Raw genomic sequence first — 23384 nt, forward strand, 5'->3', positions numbered from 1 at the left:
CCATCCGACCTCGTGCGAGTTGCACACGGTTCTCGCAGCCCCCGGGGTGCGAGAAGCGTGTGCAAGTCGCACGCAGACGATGAGTGGAGGTGTCAGGGGCGCTCGGCGAGCCAGACCGTGGTCTCGCCGTAGCGGCGGGGCTTGCCGACCCGCTCGAGACCGGGCGGCCACGCCGGCTCGGGCGAGCGCGTCGATCGCTCGACGACGACGAGCGCGCCTGGGGCCGCCCAGCCGGCCGCGAGGCGGTCGAGGACGGCGGCCAGCGCCTCCTCCCCCACGTCGTAGGGCGGGTCGACGAGGACGAGGTCGGCCGCGTCGTCCGGGCCGGGGTCGGCGGCCAGGGCCGAGGAGACGGTGACGGGCAGGACGCGGCCGGTGGTGAGGCCCAGCGCGCGCAGGTTGGCGGTGATGGTGGCGGCCGCCCGCCGGTCGGACTCGACCCACCGGGCCGAGGCCGCACCGCGGCTCAGGGCCTCCAGACCCAGGGCGCCGGAGCCCCCGTAGAGGTCGAGCACCCGGGCGCCGCGCACCGCGTCGCGGGCGTCGAGGGCCGAGAACAGCGCCTCGCGGACGCGGTCGCTGGTGGGGCGGGTGCCCGAGCCCGGCGGGGTGCGCAGGGTGCGCCCGCCGTGCGTGCCCGCGACGACCCGGGTCATCCGCGCTCCAGGTAGGCGGCCTGCTCGGCGTCGACACGCGCCTGCACCGCGGCGGCGAGCAGGGGGTGGCCCGCGAGCTCGGGGTCGGCGTCGACGACGGCGAAGGCGTCCTCGCGGGCGTCCTCGATGACGTCCTCGTGCTCGAGGATGTGCAGGAACTCCAGCTGGGTGCGGCGGCCGTGCTGGGCGGCGCCCAGGATGTCGCCCTCGCGGCGCTGCGAGAGGTCGAGGCGGGCCAGCTCGAAGCCGTCGGTGGTGGCGGCCACGGCCGCCAGGCGCACCCGGGCGGGCTCGGCCTCGGTGCCCGTGACCAGCAGGCAGAGGCCGGGGAAGCCGCCGCGCCCGATCCGCCCGCGCAGCTGGTGCAGCTGCGAGACCCCGAAGCGGTCGGCGTCCATCACGACCATGACGCTGGCGTTGGGCACGTCGACCCCGACCTCGATGACGGTGGTCGACACCAGCACGTCGGTCTCGCCCCGCTGGAAGCGTGCCATCACGGCGTCCTTGTCGTCGGGGGCCAGCCGGCCGTGCAGCACCTCGACGGTGAGCCCGGCCAGCGCCGGCTCGTCGACCAGGGCGGCGTGCACCGCGGTGACGCTCTTCAAGGGGCGCGGCGGGGCCGGCGCCTCCTCGCCCTCGGGGTCGAGGTCGGCGTCCGGGGCGGCGAGCACCGCGCCCTCGTCGGGCGCGTCGTCGTCGCCGATGCGGGGACACACGACGTACGCCTGCCGCCCGGCGGCGACCTCCTCGGCGACCCGCGCCCAGGTCCGCGCCATCCAGCCGGGCCGCTCCTCGGGCACCACGTGGGTGGTGATGGGGGCGCGGCCGGCCGGCAGCTCGCGCAGGGTCGAGGTCTCGAGGTCGCCGAAGACCGTCATCGCCACCGTGCGCGGGATGGGGGTGGCCGTCATGACCAGGACGTGCGGCGGGGTGGCGCCCTTCCCGCGCAGGGCGTCACGCTGCTCGACGCCGAAGCGGTGCTGCTCGTCGACCACGACCAGCGCGAGGTCGAGGAACTCGACGTGCTCCTGGAGCAGGGCGTGGGTGCCGACGACGATGCCGGCCTCGCCGCTGACGACGTCGAGCAGGGCCTTGCGCCGCTCGGCGGTGGACATCGAGCCGGTCAGCAGCACCACGCGGGTGCCGTGCTCGGCGCCCCCCAGCATCCCGCCCAGGGCCAGGTCGCCGAGCATCCCGCTCATGGTGCGGTGGTGCTGCGCGGCGAGGACCTCGGTGGGCGCGAGCAGGGCCGCCTGGCCGCCGCTGTCGACCGCCTGGAGCATCGCCCGCAGCGCCACCACGGTCTTGCCCGAGCCGACCTCCCCCTGGAGCAGCCGGTGCATGGGCACCGCCCGGCCGAGCTCGTCGGCCACGGTCGAGCCGATCTCGCGCTGGCCGTCGGTGAGGGTGAACGGCAGGCGCTGGTCGAAGGCGGCCAGCAGCCCGTCGGGGCGGCCGGGGCGCGCCCGGGTGGCCTGGGCCGCCGAGACGCGCCGGCGCTGGGCGAGCGTGGCCTGGAGGACGAACGCCTCCTCGTAGCGCAGCCGCCGCCGGGCCTCCTCGACCTCGTCGAGGGAGTCGGGGGTGTGGATGCCGCGCAGGGCGTCGATACGCGAGACCAGCCGGCGCCGCTCGCGGACCTCCGGCGGCAGGGCGTCGGGGACGTCGTCGAGGACGTCGAGGACGCGCCGCACGCTCTCGGTGACGGTCCAGGTGTGCAGCTTGCCGACCCGGCGGTAGATGGGGATGAGGCTCTTGCGCTCCCCCGCGTCGAAGTCGTCGAGCATCGTGTAGCCGGGGTGGGTGAGCTGGAGGCGCTGGTTGTAGGTGCCCACCGTGCCCGCGAAGATCCCGCGCGCGCCCGGCACCAGCGCCTTCTCGTGGCCCCACGCCGTGAAGAAGGTGATGCCGATGTCGTGCCGGCCGTCGGTGATGACGACGTTGAGCATCGTGCCCTTGCGCTTCTGCATCGGGCGGGTCGAGGCGCTCCTGACCTCGGCGACCCCGACGAGGAACTCCCCCGGGGTCACCGCGCCCAGGTCGCTCTCGCGGGTGCGGTAGCGCCGCGGCCAGAACGCCAGCAGGTCGCCGACGGTGTGGATGTCGCGGTGCTTCGCGAACTCCTTCTCGGCGGCCGCGATGATCGGGCGCAGCGGGCTGGACTCGGTGGCCATCACTCGACCCCGAGCAGCAGGGGGTAGACGGGCTGGCCGCCGTCGATGACCACGACCTCGACCTCGGGTCGCTCCCGGCCGAGCCGCGCGGCCACGCGGTCGGCCAGCGCGGTGTCGGCACCCGCGCCGACGACGAGGGTGACGAGCTCGCCGCCGGCTGAGAGCATCCGGTCGAGGACGTCGTGCGCGGCGACCCCGAGGTCGTCGGCGAGGAGGGCGACGTCGCCGTCGACGATCCCGAGCACGTCGCCCGGCCGACACACCCCGGCCCAGGTGAGCGCCTCCTTGGTGGCGACGGTGACGGCCCCGTGGCGGGTGGCGACCGCGGCCCCCGTCATGGCCACGACGTTGGCGTGCACGGAACGGTCGGGGTCGAGGACGGCGAGAGCGGCCAGCGCCTGCACCGTGGTGCGGGCGGGCACGACGTGGAGCTCCAGGCCCTCCCCGGCGGCCGCGCGGGCCGCGATCTCGGCGGTCATCAGCCCGTCGGCGTCGGCCGGGAGCAGGACCACGGACGTGGCGCCGGTGCGGCGGGCGGCGTCGACCAGCTGGGTGGCCGAGGGGCGGCGGCCGGGGCCGAAGGGCACCGCCACCGCGCCGGCGGCCTCGAGCACCGCGGCGACGCCCGGGCCGGCGGCGCCGGCCACGACACCCAGCGGCAGGACCTGGTCGCGCGCGGCCGGCTGCGAGACCAGATGGGTGATGCGCACCCGCTCGGGGCGGCCGGCCAGGATGCCCGCCTCGACCGCGGCGCCGGCGTCGTCGACATGGACGTGCACGTTCCAGAGGTCCGGGCCGCCGACGACCAGCAGCGAGTCGCCCAGCCGGTCGAGGGTGGCCGTGAGGGTGGCGACGGAGTCGGCGGTCGCGCCGGTGAGCAGGTACATCACCTCGAACGCCGGGCCGTCGTGGCCGGCGCCCCGGTCCCGGGCGTCATCCGCCGCCGGAGGGGGCGCGTCCACGTCGGCGCGCCACTCGGCGCGCCGGTGGAGCGGGGCCGCGCTGAGCAGGCCGTCGTCGGTGGCGGTCCAGGCGCCGGTGACCACGCGGTGCAGCGACTCGAGCAGCAGCACGCAGCCGGCTCCCCCGGCGTCGACGACCCCCGCTCGGGCCAGGGCGGGGAGCTGCTCGGGCGTGGCGGCCAGCGCCTCCTGGGCCGCGGCCACGGCGGCGCCCGAGACGTCGGCGAGCGTCCCGTCGGCGTCGGCAGCGGCCCGGGCGCCGCCGGCGGCCGCGTCGGCGACCGTGAGGATGGTGCCCTCCTGCGGGTGCGCCACGCTGGCGCGGGCCTTGGCGGCGCCGCGCTCGAGGCACGCGGCCAGCATCCGCGCGTCGACCTCGGTGGCCTGCCGTTCGGTGACGACGTCGCACAGGCCGCCGACGACCTGGCTCAGGATGACGCCGGAGTTGCCCCGGGCGGCCATCAGCACCGCCCGCCGCATCGCCGTGCACTCGCGCACCAGGTCGGCGGTGCCGAGCTCGCCGTCGGCGCGCAGCGCGGCGGTGGCGTCCTCGATGGCGCCGTCGAGGGTCAGGTACAGGTTGGTGCCGGTGTCGCCGTCGGGCACCGGGAAGACGTTGAGCTCGTCGATCTCGGCGCGGCGGGCCGCGAGGGCCGCCCGGGTGAGGAGGGCCCAGTGCCGGGCGTCGTCGGCGGTGAACACGTCGGGCACGGGCTTACAGTAACGGTCGGTGCCGTCACCACCGTGGCGCCGTTTTGGTCGCCCGGGTGGGGCTCGGCTACGCTTGTCCGGTTGCGCGTGCACCGTCGTGCACCGCCCCCATGACCACTCATCACGTTACTTCTCAGGAGATCCCCGTGGCTGCCAACTGCGACGTCTGCGGCAAGGGCCCCTCGTTCGGGCACAACATCTCGCACTCGCACCGCCGCACCAAGCGCCGCTGGAACCCCAACATCCAGCGCGTCAAGGCCCTCGTCGGCGACGCCGGCGTCACCCCCAAGCGGCTCAACGTGTGCACCTCCTGCCTCAAGGCCGGCAAGGTCAAGCGCTGACCCACTGACGCACCGGTGACGGGCGGCTCCCCTCGGGGGGCCGCCCGTTCCGCTGTCCCCGGGCGGGTCGGGAGCCCGACCTGGGAGGGCGGGCTCAGGAGGGGGCGAAGTGGTCCCAGCCCCGCACGTCCGGCACCTCGCCGTCGACCCGCACCACCGGGCCGGCGGCACCCACGGGCTCGACCACCCCGATGGCGTGCCACGGCTCCCCCGGGATCCCCGCCACGTCGGTGCCCGCCGGGAAGCAGCCCACCAGCGAGTGCTCCTCGCCGCCGGCCAGCACCTGGCGCAGGGCCTCGTCGGGGCCGAGGCAGTCGCTGAGCGGGCCGTCGGCGTAGCGGGCCCGCAGCACGGCGCCGTCGAGCTCGATGGCGACCCCGCTGGCCCGGGCCACCCGGCCGAGGTCCGTGACGAGCCCGTCCGAGACGTCGACCAGGGCGGTGGCCCCGGCGTCGGCCGCCACGGGGCCGGCCTCCCACGGCGGTCGTGGGGCCCGGTGAGCGGCCATCAGCGACGCCGCCTCCGCGGTGCGGGCGGCGGCGTCGGCCCCGGGGTCGACCGGCCGCTCCCCCGCCAGGTAGAGCGCCAGCCCGCCGCCGGAGCGGCCCAGCGAGCCGCAGACGGCCACCACGTCGCCCGGGCGCGCCCCCGAGCGCAGCACGGGGGCGCGGCCGCCGAGGTCGCCGAGCGCGGTCACCGTCACGACGAGCACGCCCTCGGGGGCCGACGACAGGTCGCCGCCCACCACGCTCGCCCCGGCCTCCCCCGCCACCTGCGCGATGCCGCGGGCGAGGTCGACCGCCCACTCGACGGCGACGGCCGGGCCGGCCACCAGCGAGACCAGCAGGGCGGTCGGACGGGCGCCCATGGCGGCGACGTCGGCCACGTTCTGCGCGGCGACCTTGACGCCGACGTCGTGCCCGCTGGACCAGTCGTCGCGCCAGTCGCGGCCCCGCACCATCCCGTCGGTCGTCGCCACCACCGTGCCCCCCGGGGCCCCCACCACGGCGGCGTCGTCGCCGGGGCCCACCGGCACCTCGCGCGGGTCGCGGGCGGTGGCGGCGTACACGGGGAAGATCCGTGCGAGCAGCGCGGACTCGTCGAGGTCGCGCAGGCGCTCGGTCATCGACCCCTCCCTCCGGTGACGTGGGGTGCACCGGCACGGTAGCGTCTGAGGCCACCCCGTCCCTCGTGGCGGGTCCGGTCGGGGTCGCTCAGGCCCCGCGACACGACGGCAAAGGTGGAATCAGTGGTACAGGCCTACATCCTGGTCCAGACCGACGTCGGCAAGGCCGCCTCGGTCGCTTCGACGATCGCGCAGATCGAGGGCGTCGTCCTCGCCGAGGACGTCACCGGCCCCTACGACGTCATCGCCCGGGTCGAGGCCTCGTCGGTCGACGACCTCGGCAAGCTCGTCATCTCCAAGATCCAGGACACCGACGGCATCACCCGCACCCTCACGTGCACGGTGGTCCACGTCTGACCCCCCGGTCCGCCCGCACGGCGGCAGCGCTCGGCGCTGCCGCCGTCGTGCTGTCCGGATGCTCCTCCGCCGTCGAGGTCTCGGTGCCGGGCGGGGCCGGCGCGCCGGCCTGCCGGGCCGCCGCGTGGCCGGCGACGGTCTCGGGCCAGGAGCGCCGCGACACCTCCCCCGCGAGCCCGGCCGTCGCCGCCTGGGGCGACCCCGCCCTGGTCGCGCGCTGTGGCGTCGCGGCCATCGGCCCCACCGACGTCGAGTGCGTCGACGTCGACGGCCAGGGCTGGATCCCCACCCCGCTCTCGGACGGCACCCGGCTGGTCTCGTTCGGCACCGACCCGGCGGTCGAGGTGCTCGTCCCGAGCTCCTACGGCCCGGCGCCGCTGCTGCTGCCGGCCTTCACCGAGGTCGCGGCCTCGCTGCCGCGCAACGGGCTCGTCTGCCGCTGAGGCCGTCCCGCCCCCGGGCGCCGTCAGCGCAGCCCGACGCGGCGCTCCAGCGCCAGTGCCACCAGGTCGTCGATGAGCTCGGGGTAGGGCAGGCCGGTGGCGGCCCACATCCGGGGGAACATCGAGCTCGGCGTGAAGCCGGGCATGGTGTTGACCTCGTTGACCAGCACCTCGCCGGTGTCGGTGAGGAAGAAGTCGACGCGCGCCAGCCCCTCGCAGCCGGCGGCCTCGAAGGCGGTGACCGCCATGGCCCGGATGCGCTCCGCGGTGGCGCTCGGCACGTCGGCGGGGGCGGTGAGGCGCACGTCGTCGCCGGCCAGGTACTTGGCTTCGAAGTCGTAGAAGTCGTGGCCCGAGACCACCACGCACTCGCCGAGCTCGCTGGCCCGCGGGGCGTCGGTGCCGTGGCCCTCGAGCACGCCGCACTCGATCTCGCGCCCGGTGATGCCCTGCTCGACGACGACCTTGGGGTCGTGCTCGCGGGCGGCCTCGACGGCGGCCTCGAGGTGCTCCATCGACGTGACCCGGGTGATGCCCATGCTCGACCCCGCGCGCGCCGGCTTGACGAAGACCGGGAAGGTCAGCGCGCCGACGGCGTCCAGGGCGGCCGCGGGGTCGCGCCGCCACTCGCGGTCGGTGATGACGACGTAGGGCCCCACCGGCAGCCCGGCCGCGGCCAGGACGACCTTCATCATCGCCTTGTCCATCATCACGGCCGAGGCGGTGACACCGGAGCCGACGTAGCGCACGTCCGCCAGGTCGAGCAGGCCCTGGATGGTGCCGTCCTCGCCGAACGGGCCGTGCAGCAGCGGGAAGACGACGTCCACCTCGCCGAGCGTGCGCGGCGGCTCGCCCGGCTCGTGGACGACGAGGGTGCGGTCCGCGGCGCTGGTGGGCACGATGACGCTGGCCGAGCCGCCGTCGACCTCGGGCTCGTGGCCGGGGGCCAGGCGCAGCGGCTCGGGGTCGTCGGGCGCGAGCACCCAGTGCCCGTCCTTGGCGATCCCCACCGGGATCACCTCGTAACGGTCGCGGTCGAGGGCCTCGAGGACGCTGGCCGCGGTGGCGCAGGACACGGCGTGCTCGGAGGATCGGCCGCCGAAGACGAGGGCCACCCGGATGGGGTCGGAGCTGGAGCGGTCGGTCATCGCACGCGACTCTAGCCGCCCCTAGGGTGGGGTCTCGTGACCGACGAGCCGACCACCGAGACCACCGACCGACAGACGCCGCGCGACGTCGGCGGCCTGGCCCCCGCGACGCGCATCGTGGCGCTGGGGCGTGAGAACCCCGCTCCCGGAGCCCAGGTGGGCGCCCCGCTCGTCCTCACCTCCACCTTCCACGCCGACGGCCCGGTCAACTACGCCCGCGGGGGCAACCCCACGTGGTCGGCCTTCGAGGAGGCCCTCGGCTCGCTCGAGGGCGGTGACGCCCTCGTCCTGGCGTCCGGGATGGCCGCGGTCACCGCTGCCCTCTCGCTGCTGCCGCACGGCGGCACCGTCGTCGTCCCCGACGCCGCCTACAACGGCGTGATGGCCACCGTGGGCGACCTCGAGGCCGCCGGGGCCGCCACCGTGCGCCGGGTCGACGTCACCGACACCGCCGCCGTGGTCGCGGCCCTGCCCGGAGCCGACCTGCTGTGGCTCGAGTCGCCCACCAACCCGCTGCTCGAGGTGGCCGACCTGCCGGCGCTGGCGGCCGCGGCCCGCGAGCGCGGCGTGCTCACCGTGGTCGACAACACCTTCGCCACGCCGCTGCTGCAGCGGCCGCTCGAGGCCGGCGTCGACGTCGTGGTGCACTCGGCCACCAAGTACCTCTCGGGCCACAGCGACGTCCTGCTCGGTGCGGTGGTCACCGCCGGCGACGAGCGCGGCCGGTCCCTGCACGAGCAGCTGCGCCGGCACCGCCAGCTCGGCGGCGGGATCGCCGGGCCGATGGAGACCTGGCTGGCCCTGCGCGGCCTGCGCACGCTGCACCTGCGTCTCGAGCGCGCGTGCGCCAGCGCTGCCGACCTCGCCGGGCGCCTCGCCGGGCACCACGCCGTCACCCGGGTGCGCTACCCCGGGTTCGGCGCCATCGTCAGCATCGAGGTCACCGGCGGCGCGGCCGGGGCCGAGGGGGTGGCGGCGAGCACGCGGGTCTGGGTGCACGCCACCAGCCTGGGCGGGGTGGAGTCGCTGCTCGAGCGTCGGCGCCGCCAGCCCAACGAGCCCGAGAAGGTGCCCGAGGAGCTGCTCCGGCTCTCGGTCGGCATCGAGGACGTGGACGACCTGTGGCGCGACCTCTCGGCCGCCCTCGACCGGCTGGGCGACGACGCCTGACGCCGGCAGCCCGGCCCCGGCTCAGCCCGTCTCGGCCTTGCGGGGGCGCGACAGCAGCGCGGCGGTGACCTCCTGGGCGGTGGCTCCGTGCCGGATCATCGAGTCGACCTGCTCGACGATCGGCACGTCGACGCCGTGGGCCCGGGCGAGCTCGAGGATGGACGTGCACGACTTCATGCCCTCGGCGGTCTGCCGGGTGAGGGCCACGACCTCGTCGACGGCCATCCCCTGCCCGAGGCGGACGCCGAAGGAGTGGTTGCGCGACAGCGGCGACATGCAGGTGGCGATGAGGTCGCCGACCCCGGCCAGGCCGGCGAAGGTGACGGCCTCACCGCCGAGGGCCGTGCCCAGCCGCATGGTCTCGGCCAGCCCCCGGGTGATGATCGAGGCCTTGGAGTTGTCGCCCATCCCGAGGCCCTCGGCCATCCCGACCGCCAGCGCGATGACGTTCTTGACCGCCCCCGCGATCTCGGTGCCGACGACGTCGGAGGCGGTGTACGGCCGGAAGTAGGGGGCCGCACACGCCGCCGCGACCCGCTCGGCCATGGCTGCGCTGCGGGACGCGACCACCGAGGCCGCGGGCTGCTTGGCGGCGATCTCACGGGCCAGGTTGGGCCCCGACACCACCACGACGCGCTCGTCCTCGACCCCGGCGACCTCGGCGATGACCTCCGACATCCGCTGGGTCGTGCCGAGCTCGACGCCCTTCATGAGCGAGACCACCGCGGCGTCGCGCGGCAGCACCGAGCCCCACCGGGTGAGGTTGTCGCGCAGCGTCTGCGACGGCACGGCCAGCACCACGACGTCGGCGCCCTCGGCGGCCTCGGCCGGGTCGGTGGTGGCGCGCACGGTGGGCGGCAGCCGCAGCTCGGGCAGGTAGTCCTCGTTGACGCCGGCGTTGACCTGCGCCACGACCTCGGCGCGGCGGCCCCACATCGTCACCGGGGTGCCGGCATCCGCCAGGACCGCCGCGAAGGCCGTGCCCCAGCTGCCGGTGCCGTAGACCGCGGCGCGGCTCACGAGGCGTCCCGGAGGCGGCGCGGCCTCCCGGTACGGGTGACCCCCTCGCGGCGCGGGTCGAAGCGCTGCGCGGGCGCCCGCTCACCGCGCACGACCTCGAGCTCGGCGGTGATGGCGTCGATGATGCGGTCGGTGGCCTCGGCCAGGAGCTCGGCGGTGACCGGGCGGCCGTAGAGGTCGTCGAGGGGCACCGGGGCCCCCGCGCGCACGTGCATGGTGCGGCGCGGGAAGAGCCGCAGCCGCCTGCCGTAGGGGGCCAGCAGCTCGTGCGGGCCCCACGTGGCCACCGGGACGACCGGACACCGGGTCTCGAGGGCCACCCGCGCAGCGCCGGTCTTGCCGCGCATCGGCCACAGGCCGGGGTCGCGGGTCAGCGTGCCCTCGGGGTAGATGGCCACGCACTTGCCGGCGCGCACGGCCTCGACGGCGGCGCGGTACGCGTCGGAGGCGCGCCCGGACTCGCGGTAGACCGGGATCTGGTCGGCCGAGCGCAGGATCGCCCCGACCACGGGCACGGTGAAGACCTCGTTCTTGCCGAGGAACCGGGGGGCGCGGCCCTGGTCGACCATGAAGTGCGCGAACGCCAGCGGGTCCAGGTGCGAGGTGTGGTTGGTGCAGACCACCCAGCCGCCCTCGGTGGGCAGGTGCTCGGCGCCCGACCAGTCGCGCCGGGTCAGGGCCATCAGCAGCGGCCGGATGAGGCCGATCGCGAACCGGTAGCCGAAGGGACGCGAGTCGTCGCTGCGGGTGCTCACCTCGGGCCTTCCGTCCAGTCGGGTCCTCGCGGGGTGCTCACGGACCGGGTCGGTGTCGATCGTGCCACGTCGGCTTGGCAGGATCGGGGACGTGGCTGATGCTCCGGTCGCGGTCGTCGTCCCCGTCAAGGGCGGCCCGCTCGCCAAGACGCGGCTGGGGCTCGAGCTCGCGTCCCGCCGCGACCTCGCCGACGCCTTCGCGCGCGACACCGTGGCCGCCGTGCGCGCGGGGCTGCCCGACAGCCCGGTGCTGGTCGTCACCTCGGACGTCGTTGCCTCCGGCTGGGCCCGCGAGGCCGGCTGCGGGGTCGTCGACGACCCCGGGGCGGGACTCGACGCCGCGGTCACGGCCGGTGTCGCGCAGGCGGCGCGGGCCGGTTCGCGGTTCGCGCTCGTCCTCCTGGGCGACCATCCTGCGTTGCGGCCCAGCGAGATCGCCGCCGTGGTGCGCGAGTCCGTGCACCGGGCACCGGCCTTCGTGCCCGACGCCGACGGGCACGGCACGGCCTGCCTGCTGGTGCCCACCGGGCCGGAGGCTCCGGCCACCCGCTTCGGGGCCGGCAGCGCGGCGGCCCACGCAGCGCTGGGGTACACGGTGCTCGAGCCGGACGCGCCGGGTCTGCGCACCGACGTCGACGACGCCGGCTCGCTGGCGGACGCGCTGGGCCTGGGTGTCGGGCGGTGGACCCGCTCGGCGCTGGCGCGCGCTAGCCTGCCGGGCGTGCAGGCCACCATCCACCGCTCCCCCGACGACGGGCCGGGCAGCGCCCTGCTCGACGACGGGGTCGAGGTACGGGTCCCCCTGGCCGCGCTGGCGAGCAGCGGGCTGCTGCACCTGCGCGTGGGGCAGCGGGTCAGCATCGAGCTCGACGCCACCGGCCTCGTGGCGACCCGGGTGTGGGTCGTCGGCATCGGCGACGGGGAACCCATCCGCTGACCCGCCGCGCCTCAGCGGCCGGAGGTCTTCTTGGCCGTCGACTTCCTGGCGGTGGCCTTGGTGGTGGTGGTGGTGGTGGCGGCGGCCTTGGCGGTGCTCTTGGCGGTGCTCTTCTTCGCCGCCGGCGTCGCCGCGGGGGTCCTCTTCGCGGCGGTGGTGCGGGCGGGGGCCTTCGTGGCGGTCTTGGCGGCGGACTTCGTGGCGGCGCTGCGGGACGCCGTCTTCACCGGGGTGGCCTTGGTGGCCACCGTGGTGGCCGCCTTGGTCGCGGCCTTCGTGGTGGCCTTGGCCGTGGTGGCGGGCCGGGCCGGGGCCTTGGTCGCGGTCTTCGCCGCCTTCGCCGGAGCCGCCTTCGCGGCATTGGCGGTCTTCGCGGGGGCGGCCTTGGCGGCCCTGGTGGCGGTCTTCTTCGCGGCGGCGGCGGTGCCCGCGGTCCCGGCCGGGGCACGACCGGTGGCCGGAGCCGACTTCGGCAGCGAGCTCGGCTTGCGCACGTAGTCCTTGAAGGCGGTGCCCGGGCGGAAGCGCGGCGCCTTGGCCTTGGCGATGCGCACCGAGTCGCCGGTGTGCGGGTTGCGCCCGGTGCGGGCGGCGCGCTCGACCCGGTCGAAGGTGCCGAAGCCCGTGATCGCGACCTTGCCGCCGCGCACGATCTCACGGACGATGGTGTCGAAGACGGTGTCGAGGGCGTCGGTCGCGGCCTTGCGGCTGCCGAGGGTCTTCTCGAGCTCTTTGATGAGGTCTGCCTTGTTCACGTGCGTCCTCCAGAGGAGCGCGTCGGGGGGCCCGACGGCGAGGTGGTGGGCGGGCCGGTCCGACCCGCCGAGACCCCGACGCTATTGCCTGTGGCACAGGCGAGTCCACCCCCGGTGTCCGGCGTGTTGACAACCCGCTCAGCGAGGAGCGCTCCGCGGCACCCCACCAGGGGCCGGGAGGCGTGCACGGCACCGCCGGCGGGTCACGCCGTGACGGTCGGCCGCCACGACGGGCGGGTCTGCTCGAAGGTCGTGATGTCACCCTCGTGGCGCAGCGAGAGGCTGATGTCGTCGAGGCCCTCCAGGAGCCGCCAGCGGGTGTAGTCGTCGACCTCGAAGGTCGCCGTGAGGTCACCCGCGGTGACGGTGCGCGACACCAGGTCGACCGTGACCGAGGTGCCGGGCTCGTTCTCGAGCAGCTTCCAGAGCAGCTCGACGTCGTCCTGGCTGCACTGGGCCGTGAGCAGCCCCTGCTTGCCGCTGTTGCCGCGGAAGATGTCGGCGAAGCGCGACGAGATCACCACGCGGAAGCCGTAGTCCATCAGCGCCCACACGGCGTGCTCGCGCGAGGAGCCGGTGCCGAAGTCGGGGCCCGTGACCAGCACCGAGCCGGCCGAGAACGTCGGGTCGTTGAGCACGAAGGTCTCGTCGCCCCGCCAGGCCGCGAACAGCCCGTCCTCGAAGCCGGATTTCGTGACCCGCTTCAGGTACACGGCCGGGATGATCTGGTCGGTGTCGACGTTGCTGCGCCGCAGCGGGACCCCGATGCCGGTGTGGGTGGTGAACGCGTCCATCAGAGGCTCCCCTCGCTCGCGGGCTCGAGATCGCTCGGGCTCGACAGGGTGCCCCGCACGGCGGTGGCGGCGGCCACGAGCGGGCTGACCAGGTGGGTGCGCCCGCCCTTGCCCTGGCGGCCCTCGAAGTTGCGGTTCGACGTGGACGCGCTGCGCTCGCCGGGCGCCAGCTGGTCGGGGTTCATCCCGAGGCACATCGAGCAGCCGGGCAGCCGCCACTCGGCGCCCGCCGCGATGAAGACCTCGTGCAGCCCTTCGCTCTCGGCCTGGAGGCGCACCCGCGCCGAGCCCGGGACGACCAGCATCCGCACGCCATCGGCCACCTGGCGGCCCTGGATGACGGCCGCGGCCGCGCGCAGGTCCTCGATGCGGCCGTTGGTGCACGAGCCCACGAAGACGGTGTCGACGTGGATGTCGCGCAACGGCGTCCCGGCCGTCAGGCCCATGTACTCCAGCGCCCGTCGGGCCGCGACCTTGTCGTTGTCGTCGCCCATCGTCTCGGGGTCGGGGACGGCCTCGCCGAGCGGGCTGCCCTGGCCCGGGTTGGTGCCCCAGGTGACGAACGGGGTGAGCTCGGCGGCGTCGAGCACGACCTCGGCGTCGAACTCGGCGTCGTCGTCGCTGCGCAGCTCGCTCCAGGCGGCCACGGCGGCATCCCAGTCGGCCCCCGTCGGCGCGTGGTCGCGGCCCTGCACGTAGGCGAAGGTGGTCTCGTCGGGCGCGATCATCCCCGCGCGGGCGCCGGCCTCGATCGACATGTTGCACACGGTCATCCGCGCCTCCATCGACAGGGCGCGGATGGCGCTGCCGCGGTACTCGAGCACGTAGCCCTGGCCGCCGCCGGTCCCGATCTTGGCGATGACGGCCAGCACGATGTCCTTCGCGGTGACCCCGGGGGCGAGCTCGCCCTCGACGGTGATGGCCATGGTCCTGAACGGTTTGAGCGGCAGGGTCTGGGTGGCGAGGACGTGCTCGACCTCGGAGGTGCCGATGCCGAAGGCCAGCGCCCCGAAGGCTCCGTGGGTGGAGGTGTGGCTGTCGCCGCAGACGATCGTCATGCCCGGCTGGGTCAGCCCGAGCTGCGGCCCGACGACGTGCACGATGCCCTGCTCGGCGTCGCCCATCGGGTAGAGCGTGACGCCGAACTCCTCGCAGTTGCGGCGCAGCGTCTCGACCTGGGTGCGGCTGACCGGGTCGGTGATCGGCCCCGGCGTGGTGGGGACGTTGTGGTCCTCGGTGGCGAGGGTGAGGTCCGGGCGCCGCACCGGCCGGCCGGCCTGGCGCAGCCCGTCGAACGCCTGGGGGCTGGTGACCTCGTGGAGGAGGTGGAGGTCGATGTAGAGGAGGTCGGGCTCGCCCTCACCACGATGGACGACGTGGGACTCCCACACCTTCTCGGCCAGGGTTGCGGCCATTGCTCGACACCTCCAGGTGGGCCCGCTGCTGAGGGCCCGCGACGACGGTCAGGGGGCCACGACGCCAGTGCGTCCTCGCCCGTGGTCCCGAGATTCGCACGGCGGAGGCGCGTGGTGACTTGCGTCTCAGGCAATGAGACTGCAATATCAAGACATGGACAACACCAGTGGGGTCGGGGTGCTCGACAAGGCGGCGGTCGTGCTCTCCGCGCTCGAGGCCGGTCCGTCGACCCTCGCCCAGCTCGTCACCGCCACCGGCCTCGCCCGCCCCACGGCCCATCGCCTGGCCGTCGCACTCGAGCACCACCGGCTCGTCACCCGTGACCTCCAGGGTCGCTTCGTGCTCGGACCGCGCCTCGGCGAGCTCGCGGCCGCCGCCGGCGAGGACCGCCTGCTGGCGGCCGCCGGCCCGGTGCTCGGCGCGCTGCGCGACCACACCAACGAGTCGGCCCAGCTCTTCCGCCGCCAGGGCGAGTACCGCGTCTGCGTCTCGGCGGCCGAGCGCCCCGTCGGCCTGCGTGACTCCATCCCGATCGGTGCCACGCTGTCGATGCGCGCCGGGTCGGCGGCCCAGATCCTGCTGGCGTGGGAGGAGCCCGACCGGCTGCACCGCGGCCTGCAGGGCGCGGCCTTCACGGCCACGGGGCTCTCGGGCGTGCGGCGCCGCGGCTGGGCCCAGAGCGTCGGCGAGCGCGAGCCGGGGGTCGCCTCCGTGTCGGCGCCGGTCCGCTCCCCCAGCGGCCGGGTCATCGCGGCCGTCTCCATCTCGGGGCCCATCGAGCGGCTCTCGCGCCAGCCGGGGCGCCTGCACGCCGCGACGGTGATCGCCGGGGCCAACAAGCTCACCGAGGTCCTCACCCGCCACGCGGCCCAGCAGGACGTCCAGAACAACGCCTGACGCCACGCCCGGCGGCCACAGTGCCACGGCCTCCCCGCGTCCCCACGGAGGCGCTGCGCCCCGGTCACCTCGTGCCGCGCCGGCGACCTCGTCCTGCACCGGCCATCTCGTGCCGCACCGGTCACCGAATGCCGCACCGGTCACCTGGGACCGCGGCGGGACGGAGTGGCCGGTGCCTCGGCCGCTCGCCCCGGACACGACGAAGGCCCGGTCCGTGACGGACCGGGCCTTCGAGCGATGTAGCCCCGACGGGATTCGAACCCGCGCTACCGCCTTGAGAGGGCGGCGTGCTAGGCCACTACACAACGGGGCCTTGGTGCTGCTCGCCCCGAATCGACACGGTGCGGGCAACGGGAGAGGACTCTACCGAAGGGTGGGGCAATCTCCGAATCGCTCCCGGCGGACCGGGGGCGATGGCTGGGGTACCAGGACTCGAACCTAGAACGGATGAACCAGAATCACCAGTGTTGCCAATTACACCATACCCCATGGGGTATGCCACCCGTCTGTCCACGATGGGGCGGACGAGCGGCGAACCGAGTCGCGATACTACCGGGCGGACTCCCCCACCCCAAATCGCGCACCCGGCCGCGCGAGCAGCCGCGGGACCTCCGTCAGCGAGGCGATGACGGGCACACCGCGCCCGGCCAGCAGGCGTCCGTCGTGCGGCTCGGGCTCGCCCTCGCGGACCAGCCACACCGCGGCCAGGCCGGCGTCCGAGGCGCCCACCGGGTCGTTGACGACCTCGTCGCCGACGTACAGCGTGGCCTCGGGCGCGGTACCCAGCCGGTCGCACGCCGCGTGGAAGGCGCGGGCGTCGGGCTTGCCGAAGCCGAGAGTGTCGCGGGTGCAGACGACATCGAAGACGCCGGACAGCCCCGCTGCCCGTAGCTTGGCCGCGGTGTAGGTCGCCGAGGAGTTGGTGAGGACCCCCACGGCCAGACCGGCCGCGCGCAGCTCGTCGACCACGGGGCGGACGTCGTCGAAGGCGGTCAGCGCCCCGAGGAAGGCCGGCTCGTAGAGCGCGTCGAAGCGGTGCCACCAGAGGTCGTCGTGGCGCTGACCCAGCCAGCCGGCGAGCTCGGCGACCCGGGCCCGGCGCATCTCGTCGTACTCGACCTCGCCGCGGGTGTAGGCCCCGAAGTGCCCCTCGGGGTCGTCGCGGAAACGCACGCCCGCCCCGGCGATGCGCGCGGGGTCGGCCTCGGGCCAGAGCTCGGCGGCCACCTGGGCCCCGGCCGCGTGCATCGCCGCCCGCGTGTCGTAGAGGGTGTCGTCGGCGTCGAGGAGGACCCCGAGCGGCGTGGCGGCGGGGCGGCCCGGCGCCGTCACAGCGTGGCGCGCAGCGTCGCGAGACGGGTCAGGGTGGCCCCCTTGCCGAGGATCTCCATCGACTCGAACAGCGGCGGGCTCACCCGGCGGCCGGAGACCGCTGTTCGCAGCGGGCCGAAGGCGAGCTTGGGCTTGATGCCGAGCCCCTCGACCACGGCCGTGCGCAGGGCCGTCTCGATGGCCTCGGCCCGCCAGGTGGGCTCGGAGCCGAGGACGCCCTCGTGCTCGTCGGGGACCTCGGTGAGCGCGGCCGTGGCGGCGTCGAGCACCTGGGCCGCGTTCTCGCCCAGCTGGGCCCGGGCGTCGTCGGCCACCTCGACGGCGTCGTCGGCCACGTAGAACGGCGCCACGAGCTCGGCGGCCTCGGTGAGGTGGGCGATACGGGTCTGGATGAGCGCGGCGACCTCCTTGAGGCGGCCGAGCTCGCCGAGGGTCGGGTCCGCGCCCAGCACGCCGGCCCGCTGCAGGAACGGCAGGATGCGAGCGGCGAAGTCCTCGGGGGCGAGCTCACGGATGTGCACGCCGTTGAGCCAGTCGAGCTTCTTGAGGTCGAAGATCGGGCCGACCGGGTTGACCTGGCTCCAGTCGAAGCGCTGCGAGAACTCCTCGAAGGTGAAGAGCTCGACGTCGTTGCCCTCGGCGTCCTGGGCCGGCGGGTACGCGAGCAGCCCGAGGAAGTTGACCAGTGCCTCCGGCAGGTAGCCCTCCTCCTCGAACCAGGTGAGCCGCGCCTCGGGGTTCTTGCGCTTGGAGATCTTCGACTTGTTGGTGTTGCGCAGCAGCGGCATGTGCGCGAAGGCCGGCGGGGTGAGGCCGAGCCAGCGGTAGAGCAGGACGTGCTTGGGCGTGGAGCTGATCCACTCCTCACCGCGCACCACGTGGGTGATGCCCATCTCGTGGTCGTCGACGACGACGGCCAGGTGGTAGGTCGGGAAGCCGTCGGCCTTGAGGATGACCTGGTCGTCGGGGCGCGGGGCCGAGACGCGGCCGCGGATGAGGTCGTCGAACTGCAGCTCGACGTCGTCGGGCACGAGCATCCGCACCACCGGGGTCGGCGAGAACCCGGGCAGCTGGGCGCGCTCGGCCTCGGTCCTGCCCAGGCACATCCGGTCGTAGCCGGTGGGCTGCTTCAGCCGCTGCTGCTCCTCGCGCATCGCGGCGAGGCGCTCCGTGGAGCACCAGCAGTGGTAGGCGTGCCCGGCGGCGAGGAGCCGCTCGACGTACGGCTGGTAGCTCGTGAGCCGCTCGCTCTGCCGGTAGGGGGCGCACGGGCCGCCGACGTCCGGCCCCTCGTCCCAGGTCAGGCCCAGCCAGCGCAGGGTGTCGAAGACCTGCTGCTCGGAGTCCTCGCGGAACCGGGCGCGGTCGGTGTCCTCGATGCGCAGCAGGAAGCGGCCGCCCTGCTGGCGCACGAAGGCCAGGTTGAACAGCGACATGTACGCGGTGCCGACGTGGGGGTCGCCGGTCGGTGAGGGGGCGACGCGCAGCCGCAAGGGGCCGGGCAGGTCGGACACGGGGACGTCGGGGGTGTGCTCGCTCATGATGGGTCCCAGCGTAGTGACCTCCCGCGGCGCGGGACTCCCCCGGCAACCGGGCGAGGAGCAGACTGCCGCGCATGGGGACACCGAACGTGCGGGCACCCGACGACGCGCGGCGCGCGCGCCGGGTGGGGGTCGTGGTGGCGCTGCTGACGGCCGTGGTGCTGGTGTTCTTCGCCCGGCGGGTGGTCGGCGACGGGCCGCACATCCTCGCCGGCACCGTGCCCGACGACGACCTGTCCGTGCTGTACGTGGCCCATCCCTGGCTGGCGTACGGGCACATGGTGCCGGGGGTGGTGTACCTGCTGGGCGCGCCGCTCCAGCTCTCACAACGGTTCCGGACACGGCACTACGGGGTGCACCGGCGGCTCGGTCGCGCGCTCCTGGCGTGCGCCCTCCTGAGCGGGACCCTAGCCGTCGTGCTGGGCTTCGTGTTCGCGTGGGGCGGCTCGGCCGAGACGTTGGCGACCCTGGTGTTCGGCAGCTGGTTCGTGGGCTGCCTCGTGCTCGCGTTCCGGGCCGTCCGGACGGGACGGGTCGCCGACCACCGGCGCTGGATGGTGCGGGCGTTCGCCGTGAGCATCGGGATCGCGACCATCCGCATCTGGGTGGGGATCTTCACCGGCGTCCAGATCGGGCTGCTCGGGATGGGGGATGCGACCTTCCCGCTGCGCGCGACGTTCGGGATCGCGTTCTGGCTCGGGCTGTCGATGCACGTGCTCGCCGGCGAGTGGTGGCTGCGCCGGACGCCCGCTCTCGACGGCTGAGCCGCCCGCGTCAGGCGCCGTCGGCCGGGGACACCTCGGCGGGGTCGACCTCGGGGCCGCCGGAGTGCTCGTCGCCCTTGACGTCGTCGATCTCGTCGACGAGCCGCTGCTTCTCGGTGTCGCTGACGTCGACGCCGGCGGCGTCGAGCCCCTTCTCGAGGTCGGCCTGGATGGTGCCGCGCTCGGCGCTGTACTCCCACGAGGTGGTCTCGTCGACGGCGTTCTGCGCCGCCTCGGTGGCGGCGTCCTGGGCGTCGTTGCGGGTGGGCTCGTTCATGGGAAGCTCCTCTCGCCCGGGGCCGGGCGTGTCGTCGAACCTCCACCGTAGGCGCGACGTGCGACAGAGGTGGGCCGGGCGAGCACGCGTTCGGCAGCGCGCGACCCGCCCTGGCAGGAGGCGGGGATGCCGGTGGCCTCCGGCCGCCCTGGACGACCGGGTGCGCGGGCGTCACGGAAGGCGCCGTGCGGCGGCGAGGTCGCAGCTGGTACCGACGTGGAGCGTGCCGCACCCGGCGGCAGAACGGCTTTCCACCAGCCCGACTGCCGGGCACCGACCTGTGGATATCGTGGGCTGTCGGACGTCTGTTCGATACTATGGAGCATGACCAGGGGGACGATCGGGATCGCGGAGCGACGCTCCGCGATCGCCGCTGCCCGCGCCGCGATCGGCAGTCTGGGTGAGGTGCTGGCGACCGCGTCCGCTGAGGACCTCGCGGCCCTGATGGGTGAGCTCGACGCCGTCGTGGCGTCCGCGTCGGCCGCACGGGTCGAGGTGGTCGTGGAGGCGACCCGACGGGGCGAGTGCACCGGCTCGGGAGTGCACGCGTGGGTGCGCGAGCACGCGCCGTCGCTGCGTCAGGGCGGCGCCGCCGCGGTCGCCCGGGTCGCGCAGGAGGTCACCGCGCGCGACACCGGCCTCGAACGCCGTGACCCCGACGGGTCCTCGCCGGTCGGCATCGTCTGGTCCGCGGTGCGTGCGGGCACCCTCGAGGCCGGCACGGGGTGCGCGGTCCTGCGCGAGGCCGCCCGCCTCGAACCCCTGCTGCGCCCCGAGGCCGCCCCCACGGTGACAGCGGCACTGGTCGACCTGGCCGCGGCGTGGGGTCCGGCGATGATGCGCCGCCTGCGGCCAAGGCTGGTCGCCGAGCACGGCCACCACGGCGCGTTCGACCAGCTCCACGACACGCTGGCCGCGGCGGCGAGGCTGTCCTCGCCGCGCATCGAGTCCGGGGACCTGACCGAGTACCAGCTGTGGATGACCCCCGAACAGGCCGCCACCCTCGAAGCCGCCATCGGCCCCCTCTCCGCACCCCAACCGAACGGCGAGACCGGCGAGAAGGACCGGCGCCCCGCCGGGCAACGCCGCGTCGAAGCCCTCACCACCCTCTGCGCCGCCAGCAGCGCCCGTACGGCCGACGAGACCGGGGACCCCTCCACGAACGGCACGGTCCTGCACGTCAGCATCGACCTCACCGACCTCGAGCACCGCACCGGCGCCGCCGAGGTCCTCGGCTCGACCGCCGACGGCACCCTGCTTCCACCCGAGACCCTGCGCCGCCTCGCCTGCGACGCCGCCCTCGTCCCCTACGTCCTCGGCACCCACGGCGAGACCCTCGACGTCGGCCGGGTCGCCCGCCTCTTCACCCGCGCCCAACGCCGCCTCCTGAGGAAACGGGACCGCGGCTGCACCTACCCCGGCTGCACCGCACCCCCGGACTGGGCCCGCGCCCACCACATCCGCCACTGGGCCGACGGCGGCCCCACCGACACCACCAACGCCGCCCTCCTCTGCGACCGCCACCACACCCACGTCCACCAGAAGAGACTCTGGGCCCACGTGCGCGAACGACCCGATCGCAACGGCCGCCACGTCACCTGGGACCTCACCCCCGGCTCCTACGACCACCACCTCACCCTCACCAACGCCGCCCAACCCCCACCCCACCCCGCCACCCAGCTGCTCCACGCCCTCATCGGCCCCCTGCCACCGGAACCCGACGACCTTGACGGGTTCAGCGACGACGACCCATGGTGGGACGACACCTGGCCCGACGACGGCCGGCCCGAGCTCGCCTGGTACGACCCCGAACCCGCAGCACCTCACGACCACGCCGCCTGACCTCGTCAGCGACCAACGTGCCGGCCACGGCACCCCCGCGCACAGCACCCGGAGCGACCCTCGTCAGGGTCGGCCCAGGCCACTCGCGCCGCTGCGCAGCCGGTCCGAGCGGCGGGGGTCGGCGGCGCGCCGGTCAGTGACGGACGACGGGGTTGGCGAGCGTGCCGATCCCCTCGATCTCCACCTCGACCCGCTGCCCGGACTCGATGGGCCCGACACCGGCGGGGGTGCCGGTCAGGATGACGTCGCCCGGCAGCAGCGTGAACGCCTTCGACGCGTACGACACCAGGGCCGCCACCCCGTGCACCATGTCGGCGGTGGTGCCGTCCTGGACGACCTCCCCGTCGCGGCGGGTGACCAGGCGCAGGTCCGAGATGTCGAGGTCGGTCTCGATCCACGGCCCCAGCGGGCTGAAGGTGTCGAAGCCCTTGGCGCGGGCCCACTGGCCGTCGCCCCGCTGCAGGTCGCGCGCGGTCACGTCGTTGGCGCAGGTGTAGCCGAAGATCACGCCGAGGGCGTCCTCGGGCTCGACGTCCTTGCACAGCCGGCCGATGACGACCGCAAGCTCGCCCTCGTAGTGCACCTCCGCACTCTGCGGCGGCAGCACGACGGGGTCACCCGGACCCACCACGGCCGTGTTCGGCACGAGGAACATCAGCGGCTCGACCGGCGGTTCGCCGCCCATCTCGGCCGCGTGGTCGGCGTAGTTCTTGCCGATGCCGATGATCTTGCTGCGCGGGATGACGGGCGCGAGCAGCCGTACGTCCTCCACCCGGTGTGTCGCCCCGGTCAGCTCGATCCGCTGGTAGAGCGGGTCGCCGGTGACCTCGGCGATCTTCTCGCCCGCCCCGTCGACCAGGCCGTACACCGGGTCCTCGCCCGTGGTGAACCTCGCGATACGCATGGTGCCCAGCCTAGGGCCCGCCCCGGGTCAGGAGACTCCGGCCTCGGTGGCGGCCTCGGCCAGGACCCGCCCCACGACGGCGGCGCCCTCGTCGGTGAGATGGATGTCGAAGGCCGTACAGATGAAGGTCAGCGTGCACACCTGCGCGACGTTGGTCGGCACCTGCCGCCCCCCGAACGTGGTCGGCGTCGTGTCGCCCAGCTTGAACGCCGCCGTCAGCGGCACGTACGCCGCACCACTGCCCTTCGCGGCGCGCGCGATGGCGGAGTCCAGGGCGGTGAAACCCTTCGTCGCAGCCGCCAGCTGGTCCTGGCCCTGCCCGAGGTAGGACGCCGCGAGGAACGGGTTGTAGTAGCCGAGGACCAGCACGGGGACGTCGGGCCCGGCAGCGGCGCGCAGACGGGTCAGGATGGCCGGCAGGTTCTTCTGCACCGTCGCGACACCGGTGGTGACGCAGGCCGCGTCGACCGCGCGCCCCTTGATGCAGTGCAGCAGGTCGTTGCCGCCCAGGTCGATCGAGACCATGGCCACCTCGCCCGCGCGGGCCTTCAGCACCTTCTCGGCCTGCGCCATCTGGCTGCCGGCGGCGAAGTCGCACCGGCCGCCCTCGAGGAAGCTGCCGGTGGTCTCCCCGCTGCACGCGATGTTCTCGATGCCGACGCCGTCGCCGGCACGCCCCAGCCGGGCCGCGGCCAGTGCGGGGTAGGCGCTGTCGCGCAGCTCGGTACCGCGCGGCTGGTAGCCGGCGGCCAGCGAGTCCCCCAGCGCCAGGTACAGCGGCCCGGCGCCGGCCGACGCCGACGCCGACGGGCTCGGCGGCACCGACACCGAGGAGGGCGCCGACGACGGGGCCGGCGCCGCGCTCGACGGGGCGGCCTGCTCGGAGCCACCGCCGCAGCCGGCGAGGAGGAGCACCGCGGTGAGCACGGAGACGATGAAAGGACGTCGCACGAGGGGCACCTTCGGGTCTGGGGGTTCCATCCTCCCTGCCCAACGCGCGGTCGCGACACCGGGTGCCCCGTCGGGGGCGCCGCGGCAGCCGGACCCCCGAGGACCATCGAC

The 23384-nt window shown here is 74.9% G+C and carries 23 protein-coding genes and 2 tRNA genes; 8 read left to right on the top strand and 17 right to left on the bottom strand.

The annotated features are described in order from the left end of the window. Nucleotides 1–92: 92 nt before the first annotated feature. The 3 genes from rsmD to ATL31_RS03500 are packed head-to-tail and all read right to left on the bottom strand — an operon-like array spanning nucleotide 93 to nucleotide 4503. Complete coding sequence (rsmD, locus tag ATL31_RS03490) at nucleotides 93–656, bottom strand: 16S rRNA (guanine(966)-N(2))-methyltransferase RsmD (RefSeq protein ID WP_101394550.1); 564 nt, start codon at nucleotides 654–656, stop codon at nucleotides 93–95. Then, a complete protein-coding gene (locus ATL31_RS03495) occupies nucleotides 653–2830 on the bottom strand; it encodes an ATP-dependent DNA helicase RecG (RefSeq protein WP_101394551.1) in 2178 nt (725 codons plus the stop codon). Before ATL31_RS03495 ends, rsmD begins: the two co-directional genes overlap by 4 nt. Beyond that, nucleotides 2830–4503, bottom strand: a complete 1674-nt coding sequence (locus ATL31_RS03500) for a DAK2 domain-containing protein (protein ID WP_101394552.1) — start codon at nucleotides 4501–4503, stop codon at nucleotides 2830–2832. The genes ATL31_RS03495 and ATL31_RS03500 overlap by 1 nt, the downstream gene beginning before the upstream one ends. Before the next feature lie 146 nt (nucleotides 4504–4649). On the opposite strand from ATL31_RS03500, the gene rpmB reads away from it, so the two are divergent. Beyond that, on the top strand, nucleotides 4650–4844 hold the full coding sequence (gene rpmB, locus ATL31_RS03505; RefSeq protein WP_055814433.1) for a 50S ribosomal protein L28: 195 nt from the start codon (nucleotides 4650–4652) through the stop codon (nucleotides 4842–4844). Between the two features lie 94 nt (nucleotides 4845–4938). Here rpmB and thiL read toward each other — a convergent pair whose 3' ends face one another. Then, nucleotides 4939–5970: a thiamine-phosphate kinase gene (gene thiL / locus ATL31_RS03510; protein WP_101394553.1), complete on the bottom strand. Its 1032-nt coding sequence runs from the start codon at nucleotides 5968–5970 to the stop codon at nucleotides 4939–4941. A 123-nt stretch (nucleotides 5971–6093) separates the two neighbouring features. Here thiL and ATL31_RS03515 point away from each other — a divergent pair, with 123 nt between their 5' ends. Both ATL31_RS03515 and ATL31_RS03520 read left to right on the top strand, forming a co-directional pair. Beyond that, entirely contained in the window at nucleotides 6094–6327 is a 234-nt protein-coding gene (locus ATL31_RS03515; RefSeq protein ID WP_101394554.1) for an Lrp/AsnC family transcriptional regulator, read from the top strand. Next, nucleotides 6306–6770, top strand: a complete 465-nt coding sequence (locus ATL31_RS03520; protein WP_245861865.1) for a DUF3515 family protein — start codon at nucleotides 6306–6308, stop codon at nucleotides 6768–6770. Before ATL31_RS03515 ends, ATL31_RS03520 begins: the two co-directional genes overlap by 22 nt. Before the next feature lie 23 nt (nucleotides 6771–6793). Here ATL31_RS03520 and ATL31_RS03525 read toward each other — a convergent pair whose 3' ends face one another. After that, nucleotides 6794–7918 carry a D-alanine--D-alanine ligase family protein gene (locus ATL31_RS03525; protein WP_101394556.1) on the bottom strand — a complete coding sequence of 375 codons (1125 nt, stop codon included), beginning with the start codon at nucleotides 7916–7918 and terminating at the stop codon, nucleotides 6794–6796. Nucleotides 7919–7954: 36 nt separating this feature from the next. On the opposite strand from ATL31_RS03525, the gene ATL31_RS03530 reads away from it, so the two are divergent. Beyond that, nucleotides 7955–9088: a trans-sulfuration enzyme family protein gene (locus tag ATL31_RS03530; protein ID WP_245861866.1), complete on the top strand. Its 1134-nt coding sequence runs from the start codon at nucleotides 7955–7957 to the stop codon at nucleotides 9086–9088. Between the two features lie 21 nt (nucleotides 9089–9109). Here ATL31_RS03530 and ATL31_RS03535 read toward each other — a convergent pair whose 3' ends face one another. Both ATL31_RS03535 and ATL31_RS03540 read right to left on the bottom strand, forming a co-directional pair. Then, nucleotides 9110–10108 (bottom strand): NAD(P)H-dependent glycerol-3-phosphate dehydrogenase, encoded by a 999-nt coding sequence (locus ATL31_RS03535; protein ID WP_101394557.1) that lies wholly within the window; start codon nucleotides 10106–10108, stop codon nucleotides 9110–9112. Beyond that, on the bottom strand, nucleotides 10105–10863 hold the full coding sequence (locus ATL31_RS03540; RefSeq protein WP_342749459.1) for a lysophospholipid acyltransferase family protein: 759 nt from the start codon (nucleotides 10861–10863) through the stop codon (nucleotides 10105–10107). The genes ATL31_RS03535 and ATL31_RS03540 overlap by 4 nt, the downstream gene beginning before the upstream one ends. A 91-nt stretch (nucleotides 10864–10954) precedes the next feature. On the opposite strand from ATL31_RS03540, the gene cofC reads away from it, so the two are divergent. Further along, nucleotides 10955–11800 (top strand): 2-phospho-L-lactate guanylyltransferase, encoded by an 846-nt coding sequence (cofC, locus tag ATL31_RS03545; RefSeq protein ID WP_101394558.1) that lies wholly within the window; start codon nucleotides 10955–10957, stop codon nucleotides 11798–11800. 11 nt (nucleotides 11801–11811) lie between these two features. Here cofC and ATL31_RS03550 read toward each other — a convergent pair whose 3' ends face one another. The 3 genes from ATL31_RS03550 to leuC all read right to left on the bottom strand — a co-directional run bounded on the left by ATL31_RS03550 (nucleotide 11812) and on the right by leuC (nucleotide 14764). Beyond that, a complete protein-coding gene (locus tag ATL31_RS03550) occupies nucleotides 11812–12555 on the bottom strand; it encodes an HU family DNA-binding protein (protein WP_101394559.1) in 744 nt (247 codons plus the stop codon). A gap of 203 nt (nucleotides 12556–12758) precedes the next feature. Continuing rightward, entirely contained in the window at nucleotides 12759–13349 is a 591-nt protein-coding gene (gene leuD / locus ATL31_RS03555; RefSeq protein WP_101394560.1) for a 3-isopropylmalate dehydratase small subunit, read from the bottom strand. Further along, entirely contained in the window at nucleotides 13349–14764 is a 1416-nt protein-coding gene (gene leuC / locus ATL31_RS03560) for a 3-isopropylmalate dehydratase large subunit (RefSeq protein WP_101394561.1), read from the bottom strand. Before leuC ends, leuD begins: the two co-directional genes overlap by 1 nt. A 154-nt stretch (nucleotides 14765–14918) precedes the next feature. Here leuC and ATL31_RS03565 point away from each other — a divergent pair, with 154 nt between their 5' ends. Then, nucleotides 14919–15662, top strand: a complete 744-nt coding sequence (locus ATL31_RS03565; protein ID WP_101394562.1) for an IclR family transcriptional regulator — start codon at nucleotides 14919–14921, stop codon at nucleotides 15660–15662. 240 nt (nucleotides 15663–15902) lie between these two features. Here ATL31_RS03565 and ATL31_RS03570 read toward each other — a convergent pair. The 4 genes from ATL31_RS03570 to gltX form a co-directional block, all read right to left on the bottom strand. Further along, a tRNA-Glu gene (locus tag ATL31_RS03570) sits at nucleotides 15903–15975 on the bottom strand. Between the two features lie 101 nt (nucleotides 15976–16076). Next, nucleotides 16077–16151, bottom strand: a tRNA-Gln gene (locus ATL31_RS03575). A 60-nt stretch (nucleotides 16152–16211) separates the two neighbouring features. After that, nucleotides 16212–16994 carry an HAD family hydrolase gene (locus tag ATL31_RS03580; RefSeq protein ID WP_101394563.1) on the bottom strand — a complete coding sequence of 261 codons (783 nt, stop codon included), beginning with the start codon at nucleotides 16992–16994 and terminating at the stop codon, nucleotides 16212–16214. Next, nucleotides 16991–18535: a glutamate--tRNA ligase gene (gene gltX, locus ATL31_RS03585; protein ID WP_101394564.1), complete on the bottom strand. Its 1545-nt coding sequence runs from the start codon at nucleotides 18533–18535 to the stop codon at nucleotides 16991–16993. Before gltX ends, ATL31_RS03580 begins: the two co-directional genes overlap by 4 nt. Before the next feature lie 74 nt (nucleotides 18536–18609). On the opposite strand from gltX, the gene ATL31_RS03590 reads away from it, so the two are divergent. Next, nucleotides 18610–19299 carry a DUF2306 domain-containing protein gene (locus tag ATL31_RS03590; protein ID WP_101394565.1) on the top strand — a complete coding sequence of 230 codons (690 nt, stop codon included), beginning with the start codon at nucleotides 18610–18612 and terminating at the stop codon, nucleotides 19297–19299. Nucleotides 19300–19309: 10 nt separating this feature from the next. On the opposite strand, the gene ATL31_RS03595 is transcribed toward ATL31_RS03590, so the two are convergent. Beyond that, nucleotides 19310–19576 carry a hypothetical protein gene (locus ATL31_RS03595; protein ID WP_101394566.1) on the bottom strand — a complete coding sequence of 89 codons (267 nt, stop codon included), beginning with the start codon at nucleotides 19574–19576 and terminating at the stop codon, nucleotides 19310–19312. A gap of 324 nt (nucleotides 19577–19900) precedes the next feature. On the opposite strand from ATL31_RS03595, the gene ATL31_RS03600 reads away from it, so the two are divergent. Further along, the gene (locus tag ATL31_RS03600) at nucleotides 19901–21418 is read left to right on the top strand and encodes an HNH endonuclease signature motif containing protein (RefSeq protein WP_158239775.1); all 1518 of its coding nucleotides are present in this window, start codon (nucleotides 19901–19903) and stop codon (nucleotides 21416–21418) included. Between the two features lie 133 nt (nucleotides 21419–21551). Here the strand turns inward: ATL31_RS03600 and ATL31_RS03605 are convergent, their stop codons facing one another. Next, entirely contained in the window at nucleotides 21552–22322 is a 771-nt protein-coding gene (locus tag ATL31_RS03605) for a fumarylacetoacetate hydrolase family protein (RefSeq protein WP_101394568.1), read from the bottom strand. 27 nt (nucleotides 22323–22349) lie between these two features. Then, complete coding sequence (locus ATL31_RS03610) at nucleotides 22350–23273, bottom strand: SGNH/GDSL hydrolase family protein (protein ID WP_158239776.1); 924 nt, start codon at nucleotides 23271–23273, stop codon at nucleotides 22350–22352. Between the last annotated feature and the right edge of the window lie 111 nt (nucleotides 23274–23384).

The organism is Phycicoccus duodecadis (genome assembly GCF_002846495.1).
Taxonomy (GTDB): domain Bacteria; phylum Actinomycetota; class Actinomycetes; order Actinomycetales; family Dermatophilaceae; genus Phycicoccus; species Phycicoccus duodecadis.